The 15,732-nt window shown below is 64.8% G+C and carries 16 protein-coding genes; 6 read left to right on the top strand and 10 right to left on the bottom strand.

The annotated features are described in order from the left end of the window. The first annotated feature begins 51 nt into the window (after nucleotides 1-51). Nucleotides 52-825 carry a substrate-binding domain-containing protein gene (locus N5B55_RS18635; RefSeq protein ID WP_304541028.1) on the top strand — a complete coding sequence of 258 codons (774 nt, stop codon included), beginning with the start codon at nucleotides 52-54 and terminating at the stop codon, nucleotides 823-825. A 24-nt stretch (nucleotides 826-849) separates the two neighbouring features. Here the strand turns inward: N5B55_RS18635 and N5B55_RS18630 are convergent, their stop codons facing one another. Continuing rightward, the gene (locus N5B55_RS18630; RefSeq protein ID WP_178961852.1) at nucleotides 850-1,413 is read right to left on the bottom strand and encodes a YbhB/YbcL family Raf kinase inhibitor-like protein; all 564 of its coding nucleotides are present in this window, start codon (nucleotides 1,411-1,413) and stop codon (nucleotides 850-852) included. A gap of 176 nt (nucleotides 1,414-1,589) precedes the next feature. Between N5B55_RS18630 and N5B55_RS18625 the strand changes: the two genes are divergently transcribed. After that, nucleotides 1,590-2,150 (top strand): YggT family protein, encoded by a 561-nt coding sequence (locus tag N5B55_RS18625; protein WP_065854340.1) that lies wholly within the window; start codon nucleotides 1,590-1,592, stop codon nucleotides 2,148-2,150. A gap of 72 nt (nucleotides 2,151-2,222) precedes the next feature. Continuing rightward, entirely contained in the window at nucleotides 2,223-2,405 is a 183-nt protein-coding gene (locus N5B55_RS18620; RefSeq protein ID WP_065854338.1) for a glycine zipper 2TM domain-containing protein, read from the top strand. Between the two features lie 43 nt (nucleotides 2,406-2,448). Here N5B55_RS18620 and N5B55_RS18615 read toward each other — a convergent pair whose 3' ends face one another. Next, on the bottom strand, nucleotides 2,449-3,426 hold the full coding sequence (locus tag N5B55_RS18615; RefSeq protein ID WP_304541024.1) for a GlxA family transcriptional regulator: 978 nt from the start codon (nucleotides 3,424-3,426) through the stop codon (nucleotides 2,449-2,451). Between the two features lie 134 nt (nucleotides 3,427-3,560). Between N5B55_RS18615 and N5B55_RS18610 the strand changes: the two genes are divergently transcribed. After that, nucleotides 3,561-4,220, top strand: coding sequence for a cysteine hydrolase family protein (locus N5B55_RS18610; RefSeq protein WP_304541022.1), 660 nt, complete (start codon nucleotides 3,561-3,563; stop codon nucleotides 4,218-4,220). A gap of 4 nt (nucleotides 4,221-4,224) precedes the next feature. Here N5B55_RS18610 and N5B55_RS18605 read toward each other — a convergent pair whose 3' ends face one another. Further along, entirely contained in the window at nucleotides 4,225-4,662 is a 438-nt protein-coding gene (locus N5B55_RS18605; protein WP_258035413.1) for a hypothetical protein, read from the bottom strand. A gap of 408 nt (nucleotides 4,663-5,070) precedes the next feature. Here N5B55_RS18605 and N5B55_RS18600 point away from each other — a divergent pair, with 408 nt between their 5' ends. Beyond that, the gene (locus N5B55_RS18600; protein ID WP_304541019.1) at nucleotides 5,071-6,855 is read left to right on the top strand and encodes an IlvD/Edd family dehydratase; all 1,785 of its coding nucleotides are present in this window, start codon (nucleotides 5,071-5,073) and stop codon (nucleotides 6,853-6,855) included. A 21-nt stretch (nucleotides 6,856-6,876) separates the two neighbouring features. Here the strand turns inward: N5B55_RS18600 and N5B55_RS18595 are convergent, their stop codons facing one another. Together N5B55_RS18595 and N5B55_RS18590 are read right to left on the bottom strand one after the other, a co-directional pair. Beyond that, nucleotides 6,877-7,893: a LacI family DNA-binding transcriptional regulator gene (locus N5B55_RS18595; protein WP_304541017.1), complete on the bottom strand. Its 1,017-nt coding sequence runs from the start codon at nucleotides 7,891-7,893 to the stop codon at nucleotides 6,877-6,879. An 89-nt stretch (nucleotides 7,894-7,982) separates the two neighbouring features. Then, complete coding sequence (locus tag N5B55_RS18590; RefSeq protein WP_304541015.1) at nucleotides 7,983-8,738, bottom strand: IclR family transcriptional regulator; 756 nt, start codon at nucleotides 8,736-8,738, stop codon at nucleotides 7,983-7,985. Nucleotides 8,739-8,877: 139 nt separating this feature from the next. Between N5B55_RS18590 and N5B55_RS18585 the strand changes: the two genes are divergently transcribed. Further along, nucleotides 8,878-10,062 (top strand): fumarylacetoacetate hydrolase family protein, encoded by a 1,185-nt coding sequence (locus N5B55_RS18585; RefSeq protein ID WP_304541013.1) that lies wholly within the window; start codon nucleotides 8,878-8,880, stop codon nucleotides 10,060-10,062. Here the strand turns inward: N5B55_RS18585 and N5B55_RS18580 are convergent. From N5B55_RS18580 to xylF, 5 genes are all read right to left on the bottom strand, one after another. After that, nucleotides 10,053-10,958: an SMP-30/gluconolactonase/LRE family protein gene (locus tag N5B55_RS18580; RefSeq protein WP_304541011.1), complete on the bottom strand. Its 906-nt coding sequence runs from the start codon at nucleotides 10,956-10,958 to the stop codon at nucleotides 10,053-10,055. The genes N5B55_RS18585 and N5B55_RS18580 overlap by 10 nt on opposite strands. Then, on the bottom strand, nucleotides 10,955-11,722 hold the full coding sequence (locus tag N5B55_RS18575; protein WP_304541009.1) for an SDR family NAD(P)-dependent oxidoreductase: 768 nt from the start codon (nucleotides 11,720-11,722) through the stop codon (nucleotides 10,955-10,957). Before N5B55_RS18575 ends, N5B55_RS18580 begins: the two co-directional genes overlap by 4 nt. A gap of 46 nt (nucleotides 11,723-11,768) precedes the next feature. Next, on the bottom strand, nucleotides 11,769-12,971 hold the full coding sequence (locus tag N5B55_RS18570; protein ID WP_304541007.1) for a sugar ABC transporter permease: 1,203 nt from the start codon (nucleotides 12,969-12,971) through the stop codon (nucleotides 11,769-11,771). After that, nucleotides 12,968-14,539, bottom strand: coding sequence for a D-xylose ABC transporter ATP-binding protein (gene xylG, locus N5B55_RS18565; RefSeq protein WP_304541006.1), 1,572 nt, complete (start codon nucleotides 14,537-14,539; stop codon nucleotides 12,968-12,970). Before xylG ends, N5B55_RS18570 begins: the two co-directional genes overlap by 4 nt. An 80-nt stretch (nucleotides 14,540-14,619) precedes the next feature. Beyond that, a complete protein-coding gene (gene xylF, locus N5B55_RS18560; protein WP_304541004.1) occupies nucleotides 14,620-15,648 on the bottom strand; it encodes a D-xylose ABC transporter substrate-binding protein in 1,029 nt (342 codons plus the stop codon). Nucleotides 15,649-15,732: the final 84 nt, after the last annotated feature.

The raw sequence follows: 15,732 nt of genomic DNA, 5'->3' as shown, positions 1-15,732 counted from the left end.
CCGATCATGCAGTGCTAAGGTGCGGCACCGACACGTGAACGGAGCCGCATCGTGATTTTGAAAATCCCGTTTCTGGCAGCGCTCTTGGCGCTGTGCACTGCCGGCACCGTCGGCAAGGCAAGCGCTGCAGATATCAGCGTCCTCACGGCCGGGGCATTCCGGCCCGTGCTGGATGCGCTGGAACCGTCGATCGAACGCTCGGCCGGTCTCCACCTCATCATCACCAACGGCACGGCGGGCGAACTGGCCAAGCGTATTCAGAACGGCGAGGCCTTCGACGTAGCGATCCTGCCCGAGCCCCTCGCGAAGACCCTCAGCGCGTCGGGCAATCTGGCCCCCACGCTCAGCAGCGTGGCCCGCGTCGGCATTGGTGTGGCGGTGCCCGAGGGCGCCCCGCGGCCCGATATCTCAACCGTTGAGCAGTTCAAGCAGACCTTGCTGGCGGCGCCTTCGGTGGCGTATCTGGACCCAACCGCTGGTGGATCGTCCGGCGTGTATCTTTCGAAACTCTTCGAAACGCTCGGCATTGCGCAGGCCATTGCGCCCAAGGCGGTGCTCGTTCACGGCGGGTTGGTGGGCACCCGGCTGGTCGATGGACAAGCCGCGCTGGCCGTGCATCAGATCAGCGAACTGCTAGCGGTGCCGCGCATCCAGTACGTCGGGCCGTTGCCCGCAGCCGTCCAGAACTACACGGTGTATGCAGTGGGCGTGAGTGCGCATGCGAAGAACCTTGCAGACGCGCAGAAACTGATCCAGGCGCTGCACGGCAAGGAAGCCTCTGCCTTGCTCAAGCCCAAGGGCATGGAACCGGCCGCGTCGCAGTAAACGCAGGCGGCCAGCGAAGGCACGTCAAAAGTTGCCGAACCGGCCGATCCATGCAGCGGCGCCCTTGCTATGCCCCTTGATGGCCGCTTCCAATTCAGCGCGCGTGAGTCCATTGGGCAGCGCGTCCGGCGCCAGATCCGTGGCGATCAGCACAAAGACGTAGTGATGCATGCCCGTGCCCTTGGGCGGACACGGCCCGAGATACGCCGGCTTGCCGATGGAGTTCTGGCCCATGCGCAGCGCCGCGCCGCTGCCGGCGCCTTCCGGCAGGCTCGTCTGCGTGGCCGGGATACCGTAGGCCATCCAGTGGTTTACGCCCAGGCCGCCTGCGCCCTGCGGGTCAGAGGCGATCAGCACAAGGCTGTTGGTGCCCGCGGGCACGTTGGACCAGTGCAGCGGCGGCGAGACGTTGTCGCCCGTGCAATTGGCGTTGGCGGGGTTCTTGCCGGCGTACTTGCGGTCCATGACGCCGTTGTCGGCAAAGGCAGGCGATTCGACGGTGAACGTGGTATCGGCCTGCGCGTGCACTTGCGGCACGGCAGACAGGCACGCCAGCGACAACAACGCGCGAAACAGGGTGGGCTTCAAGGCAGGTCTCCTCACAGGGAAAACAGCGAACGGGCACCACAATACGCGAATGCGCCGCGGCTGCGCAGAGGCACAACGCACAGATCCACGTCAGATTGCCGTGCGACAATACCGCGCCCCAGCGCGCGCGTATGCCGCGCGCTCCTGCCCGACCTGACCATAGGAGAACCGGACGCATGTTCGGCGATATCACGCGTTTTCTGCTCGACACGATCTTCTCGCTCTTCGGCGCGGCGCTGCTGCTGCGCGCCTGGACGCAAGCGGTGCGGCTGTCACCGCGCAATCCGCTGTCGCAGGCCATCTTCCAGCTGACCGGCTGGCTGGTGCACCCGCTGCGCCGGGTGATTCCGGCCACGGGCTATATCGACTGGTCCTCGCTGGTGGCTGCCTATCTCACGGCGCTTGTGTATCTGTTCCTGCTGCTCGCATCGGTGGGCCTGAGCCCGGTGGCGCTTGTGCCGATGGGCTTTGTGGCGGCCCTCTTCACGGTGCTCAAGTGGGCGTTCAACGTGCTGGTGTGGGTGACGATTGCCTCGGCCGTGCTGTCGTGGATGGGGCCGGCATCGCCGATGGGCGCAGTGCTCAACACGCTGGTCGACCCGCTCCTGCGCCCGATCCGCCGCGTGGTGCCGCCGCTGGGCGGCCGGCTCGACCTGTCTCCGCTGATCCTGCTGGTGATTGCGCAGGTGATCGTGATCGCGCTGTCGCATCTGTCGCTGTCGCCGTTGTTCATGTGAGCCCGGCACGCGCTTTGCTCGACTGAGGCATATGCCGACGGCTGCATCTGGCCGGCTTCTCAGGAGGACATCATGAACGCATGGAAAACGGCGCTGATATGCGCAATTGCCGTGCTGGCGCCTGCTCTCACGGCGTGTACGGCAGGCGGTGCGGTGGCGGGCGGTGTGGCCGGCCACGAGATCACGCATAGCACGGCCGGGACGATCGGGGGTGCCGCAGCCGGGGCCGTCATCGGCCACGAGTTGAGCAAGTAGCCAAGTAATCGATGCAGCGGCCTACCGGCCGCTTTTTTATGCCTCAGGTTTGCGCAAACAAGGCGCGGTAAGCGCTGGGCGACGTGTGATATGTCCGGCTGAAATGCTGGCGCAGCGATACGGCGCTGCCGAATCCCGCCAGTTGCGCAATCGCTTCGACCGGCTGACGCGTGGTTTCCAGCATGCGTTGCGCATAGGCCAAACGCTGCCCGAGCAACCATTGGCTGACAGTGGTTCCTGTCAGTTCACGAAACCGCCGCGTGAAATTGCGCCGGCTCATGGCCGCGCGTTCGGCCAGCGAGTCGAGCGAATGCGGCTCCGCTAAGTTGGCCACCGTCCAGTTCAGCAAATCTGACAGTCGATCACCGCCCGGCGCATCGTGCAGCGGTTGCTCGATGTATTGCGCCTGACCACCCTGCCGATGCGGCGCCACCACGAGCCGCCGCGCAATGCGGTTGGCGACCTCCGCGCCATGCCACCGGCGCACCAGGTGCAGGCAGCAGTCCAGCCCGGCGGCGGTGCCTGCAGATGTCACCAGCCGGCCGTCGGCCGCGTCCAGATACAGGACATCGGGCACCAGCTTCACACGCGGGTAGCGCTGCGAGAACGCATCGGCAGCGCTCCAGTGCGTGGTGGCCTCGTGGCCATCGAGCACGCCCGCCTCTGCCAGCACGAACGCGCCCAGGCACAGGCCGACCACCGTGGCGCCGCGTTCGTAAGCATCCCGTACCGCATTCACCATGGCCGCCGGCGGCCGCTCTTCCGTATCGCGCCATGACGGCACGACCAGCACGTCGGCGCGGGCGGCATCTTCGAGCGTGAACTCCGTCTGCAGGGCAAACCCGGCTGTGGTGCGCAGGCCGCCGTTCCGGGCCGGCTCCCCCGCACAGATCCGCAGGTTGTACGACGGCAGCCCGGCCCAGACGCGGTCTTCAAACACAAGACACGGCACCGACAGGTGAAATGGGCTGATGTCGTTGAAGGCCAGAACGGCGATTTCCTGGGGATGCTGAGGTTGCATACGGGCTCCGCACTTTGGCCCGATTTTTTCGATAATCGTCTTCTGGGCCACTGTCGGGAAGGATAGTCATCCGCGAAGATGCTGTCCACGGGCCCACGCAAATGCCCGATCCAACCGACCTTGAGGAGTCAGCCATGACCACGAACAATGCCCCGAAGCGCGCCCTGATCGTCATCGATGTGCAGAACGAATACTTCACGGGCGGCCTGCCGATCGAGTATCCGGACCCGCAGCAGACGGTCGCAAACATCGGTGCCGCCATGGATGCGGCACGCGAGGCGGGCATTCCGGTGATCGTCGTGCAGCAGACCTCGCCGGCCAGCTCGCCGCTGTTTGCCATCGACACCGATGGCTGGCAATTGCACCCGGTGGTGGCGTCGCGACCGCATGACCACTATCTGCGCAAGCTGCTGCCCAGCGCCTATCCCGAGACGGACCTGGCGCAATGGCTGGAAGCACGCGCCATCGATACGCTAACCGTGGTCGGCTACATGACGCACAACTGCGATGCGTCCACGATCAATCACGCCCTGCACAACGGCACGGCGGTGGAGTTCCTGCATGACGCGTCGGGCGCGGTGCCTTATCAAAACCAGGCTGGCTTTGCGAGTGCGGAAGAGATCCACCGCGTGTTCAGCGTAGTGCTGCAATCGCGCTTTGCGGCGGTGATGTCGACCCAGGATTGGGTGCACAGCGTGAAGACCGGCGCGGTGCCGGTTCGTGACAACATCTACAAGTCGAATCAGCGGGCGCGCGGGCTGCTCCAGGACGAGGTGGCGCAGCAGGCTGCCTGATCGGTCAGCCGGCCACGCTGTCTTCGGCCGGCAGAAACCCGCGGAAGGACACTTCTACCTGCTCCACCATCGACGCCGATGTGGCTTCGCGCAGGGCCGCCAGCAATGCATCGAACGCGCCCTCCACCGAGGCGCGGTCGGTGGCCTCGACAAGGCGCTGGCGGATCGGGTGCTCGGCCGAGCTGAATGTGCGCGCCGCAATATCCATGAGGTACATGCGCGCCGCCGCCAGCGAACGCTTGCGCGCCGGTGCGGCAGGTGCAACGGGCTTGGGCGCCTCGGGTTGCGGCTCGGCCACCTGGACGAAGACGGGCTCGCTGGCAACATCGGTTGCGCGTTGGATGAAACCGGCCTGCACCAGATCGAATACGGCCTGCGCTTCCAGTCCGAGCTGGCCGGCACGCACGGCAAGGTCCTCGCCAGTGACTTGCCCATCCACCATGATGAGCAGCGCGCGGCTTGAGCGACTGAGCGCGCCCCCGCGCGTGGCGATTTCACGTCGCCCCGCGTCGGTTTTTTCAAATCGTGCAGATAACCCTAACCCCAGCATGGCAGCCCCCTATCCTCCCCCGAAGATCGGGCCAACATAGGGCGGGTTGTTTGCAGAATCGTGAAATCGCAACCCTCCCCCACCAGCCGGGGGGCGGCAAACGCTTGCGCTCAGGCAGATGTCGGCAAATCCAAACACCCTCCCCCGAAGTGGGGCTGACAACACGCGCTATTGCCTGCGCCTTCTTCCGGCTCTACGATGCGTTGTTACCGGTACCAAAATTACGTCACAGGCTTCCGCAAAGCGCCACGCCAATTCCCCGCAGAGGGAACCCCAGTTGCACATAACGAACGAGACACCATGCCCGCCCAACCTCCCCGCAGACTGCGCAGCCAGCTTTGGTTCGACGACCCAAGCCACGCCGACATGACTGCCCTCTACGTAGAACGCTTCATGAACTACGGCCTGACGCGCGAAGAGCTGCAGTCGGGCCGGCCCATCATCGGCATTGCGCAAACGGGTAACGATTTGGCGCCGTGCAATCGGCACCACCTTGAATTGGCGCAGCGTGTGAAGGCCGGCATACGCGACGCGGGTGGTATTCCGATGGAGTTCCCGGTTCATCCGCTGGCCGAGCAGAGCCGCCGCCCGACCGCGGCGCTCGACCGCAATCTCGCCTATCTCGGCCTGGTCGAGATCCTGCACGGCTTCCCGCTCGACGGCGTCGTGCTGACGACCGGCTGCGACAAAACCACGCCCGCCTGCCTGATGGCCGCCGCCACAGTGGACCTGCCGGCCATCGTCCTGTCTGGCGGGCCGATGCTGGACGGCTGGCACGATGGCAAACGGGTCGGCTCCGGCACCGTTATCTGGCATGCGCGCAACCGGCTGGCTGCAGGCGACATCGACTACGAAGGCTTCATGGAGTTGACCACCGCGTCGTCACCGTCGATCGGCCACTGCAACACGATGGGCACCGCACTTTCGATGAACAGCCTGGCCGAAGCGCTGGGCATGTCGCTGCCCGGGTGCGCCAGCATTCCGGCGGCGTATCGGGAGCGGGGGCAGATGGCCTATGCCACCGGCAAGCGCATCGTCGACCTCGTGCGTGAAGACGTCCGCCCTTCGACGATCATGACGCGCGCGGCGTTCGAGAACGCCATCATGGTGGCCTCGGCGCTTGGCGCGTCGACCAACTGCCCGCCGCACCTTATCGCCATCGCGCGCCACATGGGCGTGGAATTGAGCCTTGAAGACTGGCAGCGCCACGGAGAGTCGGTTCCACTGCTCGTGAACTGCATGCCGGCCGGGGAATACCTGGGTGAAAGCTTCCATCGCTCTGGCGGCGTGCCCGCCGTATTGCGCCAGCTTGACGCGGGCGGGTTGCTGCGCCGCGATTGCCCCACCGTATCGGGCCGGACGATCGGTGCAATCGCCGATGCCGCCCCCGCCGCCGACCGCGAGGTGATCTTTCCCGTGGACGCACCGCTCAAGCATCGCGCGGGCTTCATCGTGCTGTCGGGCAATTTCTTTGACAGCGCCATCATGAAGATGTCGGTGGTGGGCGAGGCATTCCGGCAGACCTACTTGAGCGAGCCGGGCGCGGAGAATGTTTTCGAGACGCACGCGATTGTCTTCGATGGCCCAGAGGACTATCACGCCCGCATCAACGATCCGGCGCTGGCGATCGACGAGCGCTGCATCCTCGTCATCCGCGGCTGCGGAACGGTCGGTTATCCGGGCAGCGCGGAGGTCGTCAACATGGCGCCGCCGGCGGCACTGGTCAAGCAAGGGATCGAATCGCTGCCGTGCATGGGCGATGGCCGGCAAAGCGGTACCTCGGCCAGCCCATCGATCTTGAACATGTCTCCGGAGGCTGCTGCCGGTGGCGGGCTTGCGCTGCTGCGCACGGGCGATCGCATCCGCGTGGACCTCAATGCACGCAAGGTCGATGTCCTGGTCGATGCGGAAGAGCTGGAGCGCCGCCGCGAAAGCGCGACCTTCAGCGTGCCGCAGTCGCAAACGCCTTGGCAGGAAATCTATCGGCAGTTTGTCGGGCAGCTTTCGACGGGCGGATGCCTGGAGCCCGCAACGCTGTACCTGAACGTCATCGAGACGCGCGGCAATCCACGGCACTCGCATTGACGCTGGGCATGAAGCAGCCGGCTATGCGCTCTCGCGCTCGACAACGCTGAAGTCAATGCGTGAGAGCTTGCGCGGGCTCGTGGCCTCGCCAACGCCGAGCGCATCGAGCAAGACCTCGCCCGTGCGCAGGCCGATGCCATAGGCGTCGACGGAAATCGTCGTGATGGTCGGATGGCAGCACCACGCGACCTCAAAATTGCCGAAGCCCGCAACAGCAATGTCACCGGGCACGGACAAGCCGCGCCGGTGGCATTCCATGATGGCGCCGAATGCGGACATGTCGCTCACGCACATCACGGCATCGGTGTCGGGCCAGGTATCGAGCAAAGCGGCCATCGCGGGCCCGCCGTGGCTCATGGTGATGGGCGATTCGCCCAGGCGGATCACACGCGGCTCGCCCAGGCCAAGCGCCTTGATCCCGCTCATGTACCCGCGCATGCGGTCGGTGCCGCGCCGGTCCAGTTCGCTTGCCCCGCACAGGAAACCAATGCGCCGGTAGCCCCGCCCATGCAGGTGATGCAGCATCGCGAGCGATGCCTTGGCGTTCGAGAACCCGACCGCCCTGTCGATCGGGCGTTCTGGCAGATCCCACATCTCGACGATGGGGATGCCGGCGCGCTCGAGCAACGCACGCGTGCCTGGACTGTGATGGCGCCCGGTCAAGGCGATGCCACGCGGCTGATGGCGCAGCAGCGACCGCACCAGCGCCTCCTCCTGATCGAGGTGGTAGTCGGTATCCCCCAGCAGCAGTTGCAGACCATGCGGCGCCAGCGCATCGCTCAGCCCGCGTACGGTATCGGCAAAGTTGGAACTGGCCAGCGAAGGCACCAGCGCGGCGACGAATTCAGATCGGCCGCTGGACAGCATCCCAGCCGCGGCCGTGGCAACGTAGCCGAGTGCATCGATAGCCTCTTGCACGCGCGCCCGGGTCTCGGGCGACACGCTGCCGCCTGCCAGCACCCGCGACACGGTCATCTTCGACACGCCGGCAACGCGCGCAACATCGGCCATGCGAGGAGGAGTGGTGCCGGTGGTCATGAGAAACGCCTACGCGCCAAGGGTAGAAAAAAGGAAAGAAAAAAGAGGTGTGGCGATCATAGCGGAACCGGCCACGAAGCAGCCCGCCGCTATGCCTGCGCGAGCGCGCGGCCGATGCGATCCGCCATCCCCGCAACACCGACGACTAGGCGTTTCTCCCTGCGGGCGTCCAGTCGGCTGACGGGCACGCTCGAACTCACCGCAACGCGTTTCCCGAGCGGCGTGATGCCCACGAACGCCGCGAAGCAGGCAAGCCCCGCCACCACCTCCTCACGCTCTGTCGCCAGCCCCCGCACGCGAATGCGCGCAAGCTCGTCGAGCAAATCGGCGCGGCGCGTGGTGGTGTGCTCCGTCATGGCGGCAAGACGCGCCGGCAGCAGCGCACACACCGCTTCGTCATCGAGGCTCGCCAGCAGCGCCTTGCCCAGCGCGCAGCAATGTGCCGGCAGGCGCAGACCGACATCCGAGACCAGGCGCACCGGCCGCGGCGCATCTTCCCGCGCGATGTAGACGACTTCCGTGCCGTCGAGCACGGCGAGTTGCACGACTTCGTTGTGCATGGCCACGAAGGCGGTGGATTCGCGCCGGAACGCTGCCAGCAAGCTGTCGTGGCGGAAATAGGCGTTGCCCAGCTCGAACAACGTCAAGCCGATCAGGTAGCCGTCTGCCCGCTTTTCGATCCAGCGGCGCTTTTCGAGCGACTCCAGCAGCAGGTACAACGTGCTTCTGGACATGCCCGTCGCCTGCGCCAACGCAGCCGGCCGCACAGGAGACGTCGCCGCGCAAAGTATTTCCAGCACGTCATGAATGCGCTTGAGTGCTGGCACCTCGTAGTCTGTTTTCACTGGAAACCTGCTCCACTCGCAATTGGTTCGATTGTCCAACAGGTTGGAAATTGCGTCACGGTGTTGGACACCGTGCATCGCCGTCTCTACGATCACGCGGGTTCCCTGGCAACAGGGGTGTCCTACTCACGGAGTGCACATGACCGACATCGCCAACTACTTGCCGCACGATCTTGAGCACGCAACGCTCGTCGGTCGGGTGTGGCGTACAACGGCCAACGGCGAGGGGCCATCCGTCGTGGTGGTACGCAACGGTGTCGTTTTCGACATCACGGAAGCCGTGCCGACCGTGTCGGATCTGTTCGAGCATCCTGACGCACTGGCCGTCGCCCGGCAGGCACGCGGGGAAGACCTGGGCCGCGTCGAAACGCTCGTCGAACGCTCCCTGGCTGCCGATCGTGCGGGCAACGCGCCCACCCTGCTCGCTCCGAATGATCTGCAGGCGATCAAGGCCTGCGGCGTGACGTTTGCCGTCAGCCTGATCGAGCGGGTGATTGAAGAACAGGCGGGCGGCGACCCAGCCAAGGCGCGCGACGTGCGCGCGTCCATTGTCGGCGTGGTGGGCTCGGACCTCTCCAAGATCAAGCCCGGCTCCGATGCCGCCATGCGGCTCAAGGAAGAACTGCAGCGCCGGGGCGCGTGGTCGCAATACATGGAAGTCGGCATCGGCCCCGATGCGGAAGTGTTTTCCAAATCGCAGCCGATGTCGGCAGTCGGGTTCGGCGCCGATGTGGGCCTGCATCCGGCCTCGCGGTGGAACAACCCCGAGCCGGAAATCGTGCTGGCGGTCAGCAGCACGGGGCATGTCGTCGGAGCAGCGCTGGGCAACGACGTGAACCTGCGCGACATCGAGGGGCGCTCCGCGCTGCTGCTGGGCAAATGCAAGGACAACAACGGCTCCTGCGCCATCGGCCCGTTCGTGCGCCTGTTTGACGAGCGCTTCACGATCGACACGATCCGCACGACGCAGGTATCGCTGCGCGTTGAGGGCGCCGACGACGGCTTCACGCTCGACGGCGTGAGCCACATGAGCGAGATTAGCCGCGACCCGCTCGACCTCGTGGCCCAGACCTGCGGGCCGCACCATCAGTATCCGGACGGCTTCATGCTGTTCCTCGGCACGATGTTCTCGCCGATCAAGGACCGTGACGCGCCGGGCGCCGGCTTTACGCACCACCTCGGCGATCGCGTGACGATCAGCGCGCCTGCACTCGGGGCGCTGGTCAACACGGTACGCCTGTCGACGGAAATCGCCCCTTGGACGTTCGGTGTCCGTGCCCTGTACCGCAACCTGGCGGCACGCGGGCTCATCCGTCAGGGTTGATCGGGCTTCGCTGCGGAAACGTCCACGGCACATTCCGTGGAAGGCAGACCCTTGACCGGCGCGCGAAACGCAAACAATCCGCCGGCAAGCGGCTGCGTATGCAACGCCTCGTCCGTCAGGCCCTTTCGTGCAGTGGTTGCATAGACGGTCTGCAAATCATCGCCGCCGAACGCGAGCTTGGTGATGTTGGAACACGGAAAGTCGACGCGCCCGACGCATCGGCCGTCCGGCGAGAACCGCTCGATCCGGCCTCCGCCAAACAACGCGATCCACACGCATCCTTCCTCGTCGACAGCCATGCCGTCTGGGTAGCCGGAGCCGTCGATGTTGGCGAAGACGCGCTTGCGTTCCAGGCTGCCGTCATCGCCAAGGTCGAAGGCATAGACCACACGCTGCAAGGTATCGGTGTGATAGAGCGTGCGGCCGTCCGGGCTCGCGGTCGGGCCATTCGTGATGACGTAGCCAGAATCGCGCACGCTCAGTCGGCCATCCCGACCGACGCGGTAAAGCTGCCCGCTCGGCTCCGACTCCCCATCGTCCATCGAGCCGAACCACAGCGCCCCGGTGCGATCGACATAGCCGTCGTTCAGGCGGTTTCCCGGCCGATCGGTCTCTACGGGCAGCATGCGGCTGAAGATGCCGCTTGCGAAATCGAACCGGTAGAGACCGCCCTGCACGCCGCAGACCCAGCTGCCGTCAACGCAGGGCAGCGCAAAGCCGATCTGGCCGGGTGCGACCCAGCTGCGGCGCACATCGGTATCCGGGTCATAGCGGTAGAGCCGCCTGCCCTTGATGTCGACAAAGACCACGCAGCGCGATGCGGCGTGCCACACCGCACCTTCACCCAGCGTTGCACCAACGCGCCAGACGCATTCCGGATGGATGGGCGCCATCATCCGCCGTACCATCCGGCATCGACAAAGTACTCGCGCGCCGTGCAGCGGGCAGCGTCGTCCGATGCAAGAAACAGCGCCATGCGCGCCACGTGTTCCGGCTCGACGCGTTCATGCAGGCATTGCTCGCCCAGCAGCTTGGCTTCGCTCTCGGGCGATTGCCAGAGCGCCATCTGCCGCGGCGTGCGCACCGCGCCGGGCACGATGCAATTGACGCGAATGCCGAATCCGCCAAGGTCACGCGCAAGGCCGCGCGTCAGGCCCTCGATGCCGGCCTTGGCCGTCATGTAGATGGAGAGGTCCGCCTGGGCAAGGTGCCACGAAATGGACCCAAGGTTCAGGATCACGCCGCGCCCCAGCTTCTTCATGCTGGGCAGCACGGCCTGCGCGCAGAAGAACTGATGGCGCAGGTTCACCTCGATGCGGTTGTCCCAATAGGCCTGGGTCACGGTTCCGATCTGATGGCGGTCATCATTTGCGGCGTTGTTGATCAGGACTTCGATGGGGCCGGCGTCTGCCTCAATGTCCGAGAACGTGGCGTTCAGCACATCGATATCCCGCAAATCGCAGTGGCGGAAGACCGGCGGATGCACGCACTCGCCAAGCGACGCCGCCAGCGCTTCTGACTCCACACGCGCAATATCCAAAAACGTGACACGCGCGCCCTGTTTGGCAAAGCCTTCGACGATGGCAGCGCCAATGCCGCTACCGCCGCCGGTAATCACAACGTTCTTGTTAACAAGGCTCGGATAAATCGCATAAGACATAAGAGATTCCAGTGACAGCAAAAGAAATAAAGCCTGTAGCGCAGCCTCAGCGGCGGCCGGAGCGCGAGATGACGTCCACCCAGACGGCCAGCACGAGGATGCTGCCCTTGACGATCATCTGCCAGTACGCGTCGACGTCGAGCATCGACATGCCGTTGTCGAGGCTGGCCATCACGAGTGCACCGACCAACGCGCCGTACACGGTGCCTGCGCCGCCGCGCATGGACGTGCCGCCGATGAAGCAGGCCGCAATGGCATCCAGTTCGCCCATGGTTCCGGCGGACGGCGAGCCCGCGGCAAGACGCGCCGTATTGACGATGCCCGCAAACGCGCACATCAGGCCCATGAGGCCGAAAATGGCGAGCTTCACGCGATCGGTGTTGATGCCCGACAGACGCGTGGCCTCAAGGTTTGAACCCACGGAATAGATGCGGCGACCGAACACCGTCTGGCTGGCGATCCAAGAAAAAATGCCCAGCAGCGCCAGCACGAGCAGAACGGGCACCGGAATGCCGCCATAGCTGTTGAGCGTGGCGACAAACGCCACGATGACCGCGCCAGCAACAATCAGCTTGGCGACGTCTTGCCAGAGCGGCGCAACGTCGAGCTCATAGCGGCGATGCTCACGCCGCTGCCGGATCACCACGAAGATCAACAGACAGAAGATCAGCACCGCCATCAGGTCGCCCACGTGGCGCGGCAGGTAGCCCTGGCCGATCAGCACGAAGCTGTCCGACACCGGTGCAACGGTTGAGCCATGCGTCAGGCCGAGCAGGATGCCGCGATACGCCAGCATGCCGCCCAGGCCGACGATGAAGGACGGCACGCCCCGGTAGGTCGACCACCATCCGTTGAACAGGCCCATGGCCACGCCGAGCAGCAGCACCACGGGCACCGTCGCCGTGATCGGCCAGCCCAGTCCTTGATCCAGGATGGCCGCCACGCCACCGAGCAAGCCGAGCAACGAACCGACCGATAGATCGATCTCGCCCGCGATGATGACGAACACCATCCCGCAGGCCAACATCCCCGTGATCGACATCTGGCGCAGCAGGTTGGACAGATTGCGCGGCGAGGTAAAGGCGCCGTTGGTCAGCATCGAAAAGAACAGCCAGATCGCGGCCACGGCGATCAGCAACGCCAGGATCTTGTAGCGTGCGAACAGTTGCCTCAGGCGCTGGCTTGCCTTGAACGTATTGCGCGAATCGGCGACCCCGCCGGCGGCTTGTGGGCTGGTTTGAGAAGTCATGCGTGACCTGCCTGATGGAAAGTGGCTGCGTGCCTGGGTGGGTTCCGGACTGGCTGAATGGCTGCGGTCAGAATGTGTTCCTGCGTCAATCCGTCGTTCACGAAGTCGCCGCGCAGTTGGCCCTCCCCGATCACAAGCACACGATCCGAAATGCCAAGCACTTCGGGCAGCTCCGACGAGATCACGATGATGGCCATGCCGCGCTTGGCGAGATCACCGATCAGCCTGTAGATCTCGTACTTGGCGCCGACGTCCACGCCGCGGGTCGGCTCATCCAGAATCAGAACGCGCGGCTCCGTGAGCAACATTCGGGTGAGGACCGCCTTCTGCTGATTGCCACCCGACAGGCTGGCAATGGGTAGCGTCGGATGCGCCGCACGCACGGCAAGCCGCCGCATCTCCTTGCGGATCGTGTCGAGTTCGGCCGCGCCGTCGATACGACCGAGACGCGCGAAACGCTGAAGGACGGCCAGCGTGATGTTGTGCCCGACGCTCATCAGCGAGACGATACCGTGACGCTTGCGGTCTTCCGGCACCATCGCAATGCCCGCACGAATGGCGTCCAGCGGCGCGCGAATTTTTAGCGGCTTTCCGTCCAGCACCAGCTCCACCTCACTGGCACCTTCGTACGCGCCAAACACCGCCTGCATCAGCTCGGTGCGCCCTGCCCCGACCAATCCCGCCACCCCAAGAATTTCGCCGCGCCGCACCGCGAAGGACACGCCGTCGACCCGCTTGCGCGCCGGGTTGTTGGCGTCGTAGCAAGTCACATTGCGAGCTTCGAATACAACTTCCCCGATGGGATGGGGCTCGCGCGGAAACAGTTGCGTGATCTCGCGGCCGACCATCTGCGCGATGATGCGGTCGGTCGTCAGATCACGCATCGGCGCGGTCGAAACATGGCGGCCATCGCGGATGACGGTGACCGTGTCGCACACCGCCTCCACCTCATCGAGCTTGTGCGAGATGTAGACGCACGCAATGCCGCGCGCTTTCAGGTCGCGCACGATGTCGAGCAGGATGCGCGTCTCTGCCGCCGTAAGCGACGACGACGGCTCATCCAGGATCAGCAGCTTGGCGCGCTTGTTGAGCGCCTTGGCGATTTCAATCAACTGCTGGTGGCCGCCGCCGTAGTGCATCACGGGCAGCGCCACGTTGATACCCTGGATGTTCAGGTCACGCAGCAGCTTGTCGGCGCCCTGGTACATGGCCGCGTAGTTCATGCGGCCACCCGGCAGCGTGATTTCGTTGCCAAGATAGATGTTCTCCGCGACCGCCAATTCCGGCACCAGCATCAGTTCCTGATGGATGATGACGATGCCCGCGCGCTCGGTGTCGCGAATACCGCCGGCGCGCAGTGGCTGCCCCTCCCAGACGATTTCGCCATCCCAGGTGCCGCTCGGGTACACACCGGAAAGCACCTTCATGAGCGTGGACTTTCCGGCGCCGTTCTCGCCGCACAGGCCAACACACTCGCCTGGCCTCACGACCAGGTTGATACCATCGAGCGCCTTCACACCGTCGAACGTCTTGACGATGCCGCGCATCTGCAACAGCGGTTCAGACATGCCCCGTCCCTGGGATACGAAAGCGGCCGGCGACGAGCGGCTGCCTCATCGCCGGCACAAAGCGACCTGACTGTGCGACCTTACTGGCCGCCGATCTGAGCCTGCGTGTAGAAGCCGTCTTTCACCACCAGATTGACGTTGTCCTTCGTGAGTTGGGTGGGTTGCAGCAGCACCGTGTCGACCTTCTTCTTGCCGTTGTCGTACTGGGCGTTGTATTTGGGCTTGTCACCCTTGGCGAGGGCCACCGAAAGCTGCGCGGCCTCCGTTGCAATCAGCTTGAGCGGCTTGTAGACCGTCATCGTCTGCGTGCCGGCAATCACGCGCTTCACGGCAGCAAGGTCGGCATCCTGGCCCGACACCGGCACCTTGCCGGCCAGCTTCTGCGCAGCCAGCGCCTGGATCGCGCCGCCCGCCGTGCCGTCGTTGGATGCCACCACGGCATCGATCTTGTTGTTGTTCGCCGTCAGCGCGTTTTCGACGATACCCAGCGCCGCAGAAGCGCTCCACTCGGGCACCCATTGCGAGCCGACAACCTTGATGTCGCCGCGGTCGATGGCCGGCTGCAGCACCTTCAGCTGGCCCTGCCGCAGCATCTTGGCGTTGTTGTCCGTGGGCGCGCCGCCCAGCAGGAAATAATTGCCCTTCGGGCGCACGTTGAAGACGCCCTGCGCTTGCAGTTCACCCACCTTCTCGTTGTCGAACGAAATGTAGGCATCAACGTCGGCATCGAGAATCAGGCGGTCATACGACACCACCTTGATGCCGGCCTTCTTTGCTTCGGCCACCACGTTGGTCAGCGCCTTGGAGTTGAACGGCACGATGACGATCACGTCGACACCGCGCGAGATCAGGTTCTCGATCTGCGAGATCTGGCGTTGCTCGCTGGCGTCCGCTGATTGCACCGACACCTTGGCACCCAGCTTTTCTGCGGCAGCGACAAAGTAATCGCGGTCGCGCGACCAGCGCTCCACGCGCAAGTCGTCGATACAGAAGCCAATTTCCGGATGCGCCTTGCTCGCGTGCGCCAGCGGCGCGGTCATCGACAGGCTGGCGAGCACTGCACCGCAAACGACGGCCCTCAAAACACAACGGCGTTGGTTCGATCTCATGTCTCACTCCATCTTCTTTTGTTGGTGGATACCCTAGGCCGACGGAACGCGTGGTGCGCCGCAATGGTGATCTCGCCCGGCTCG

This window comes from Ralstonia pickettii (genome assembly GCF_030582395.1).
Lineage (GTDB): Bacteria > Pseudomonadota > Gammaproteobacteria > Burkholderiales > Burkholderiaceae > Ralstonia > Ralstonia pickettii_D.
The sequence above is the reverse complement of the archived record's forward strand: the minus strand, read 5'-3'. Positions and strand labels throughout refer to the sequence as shown.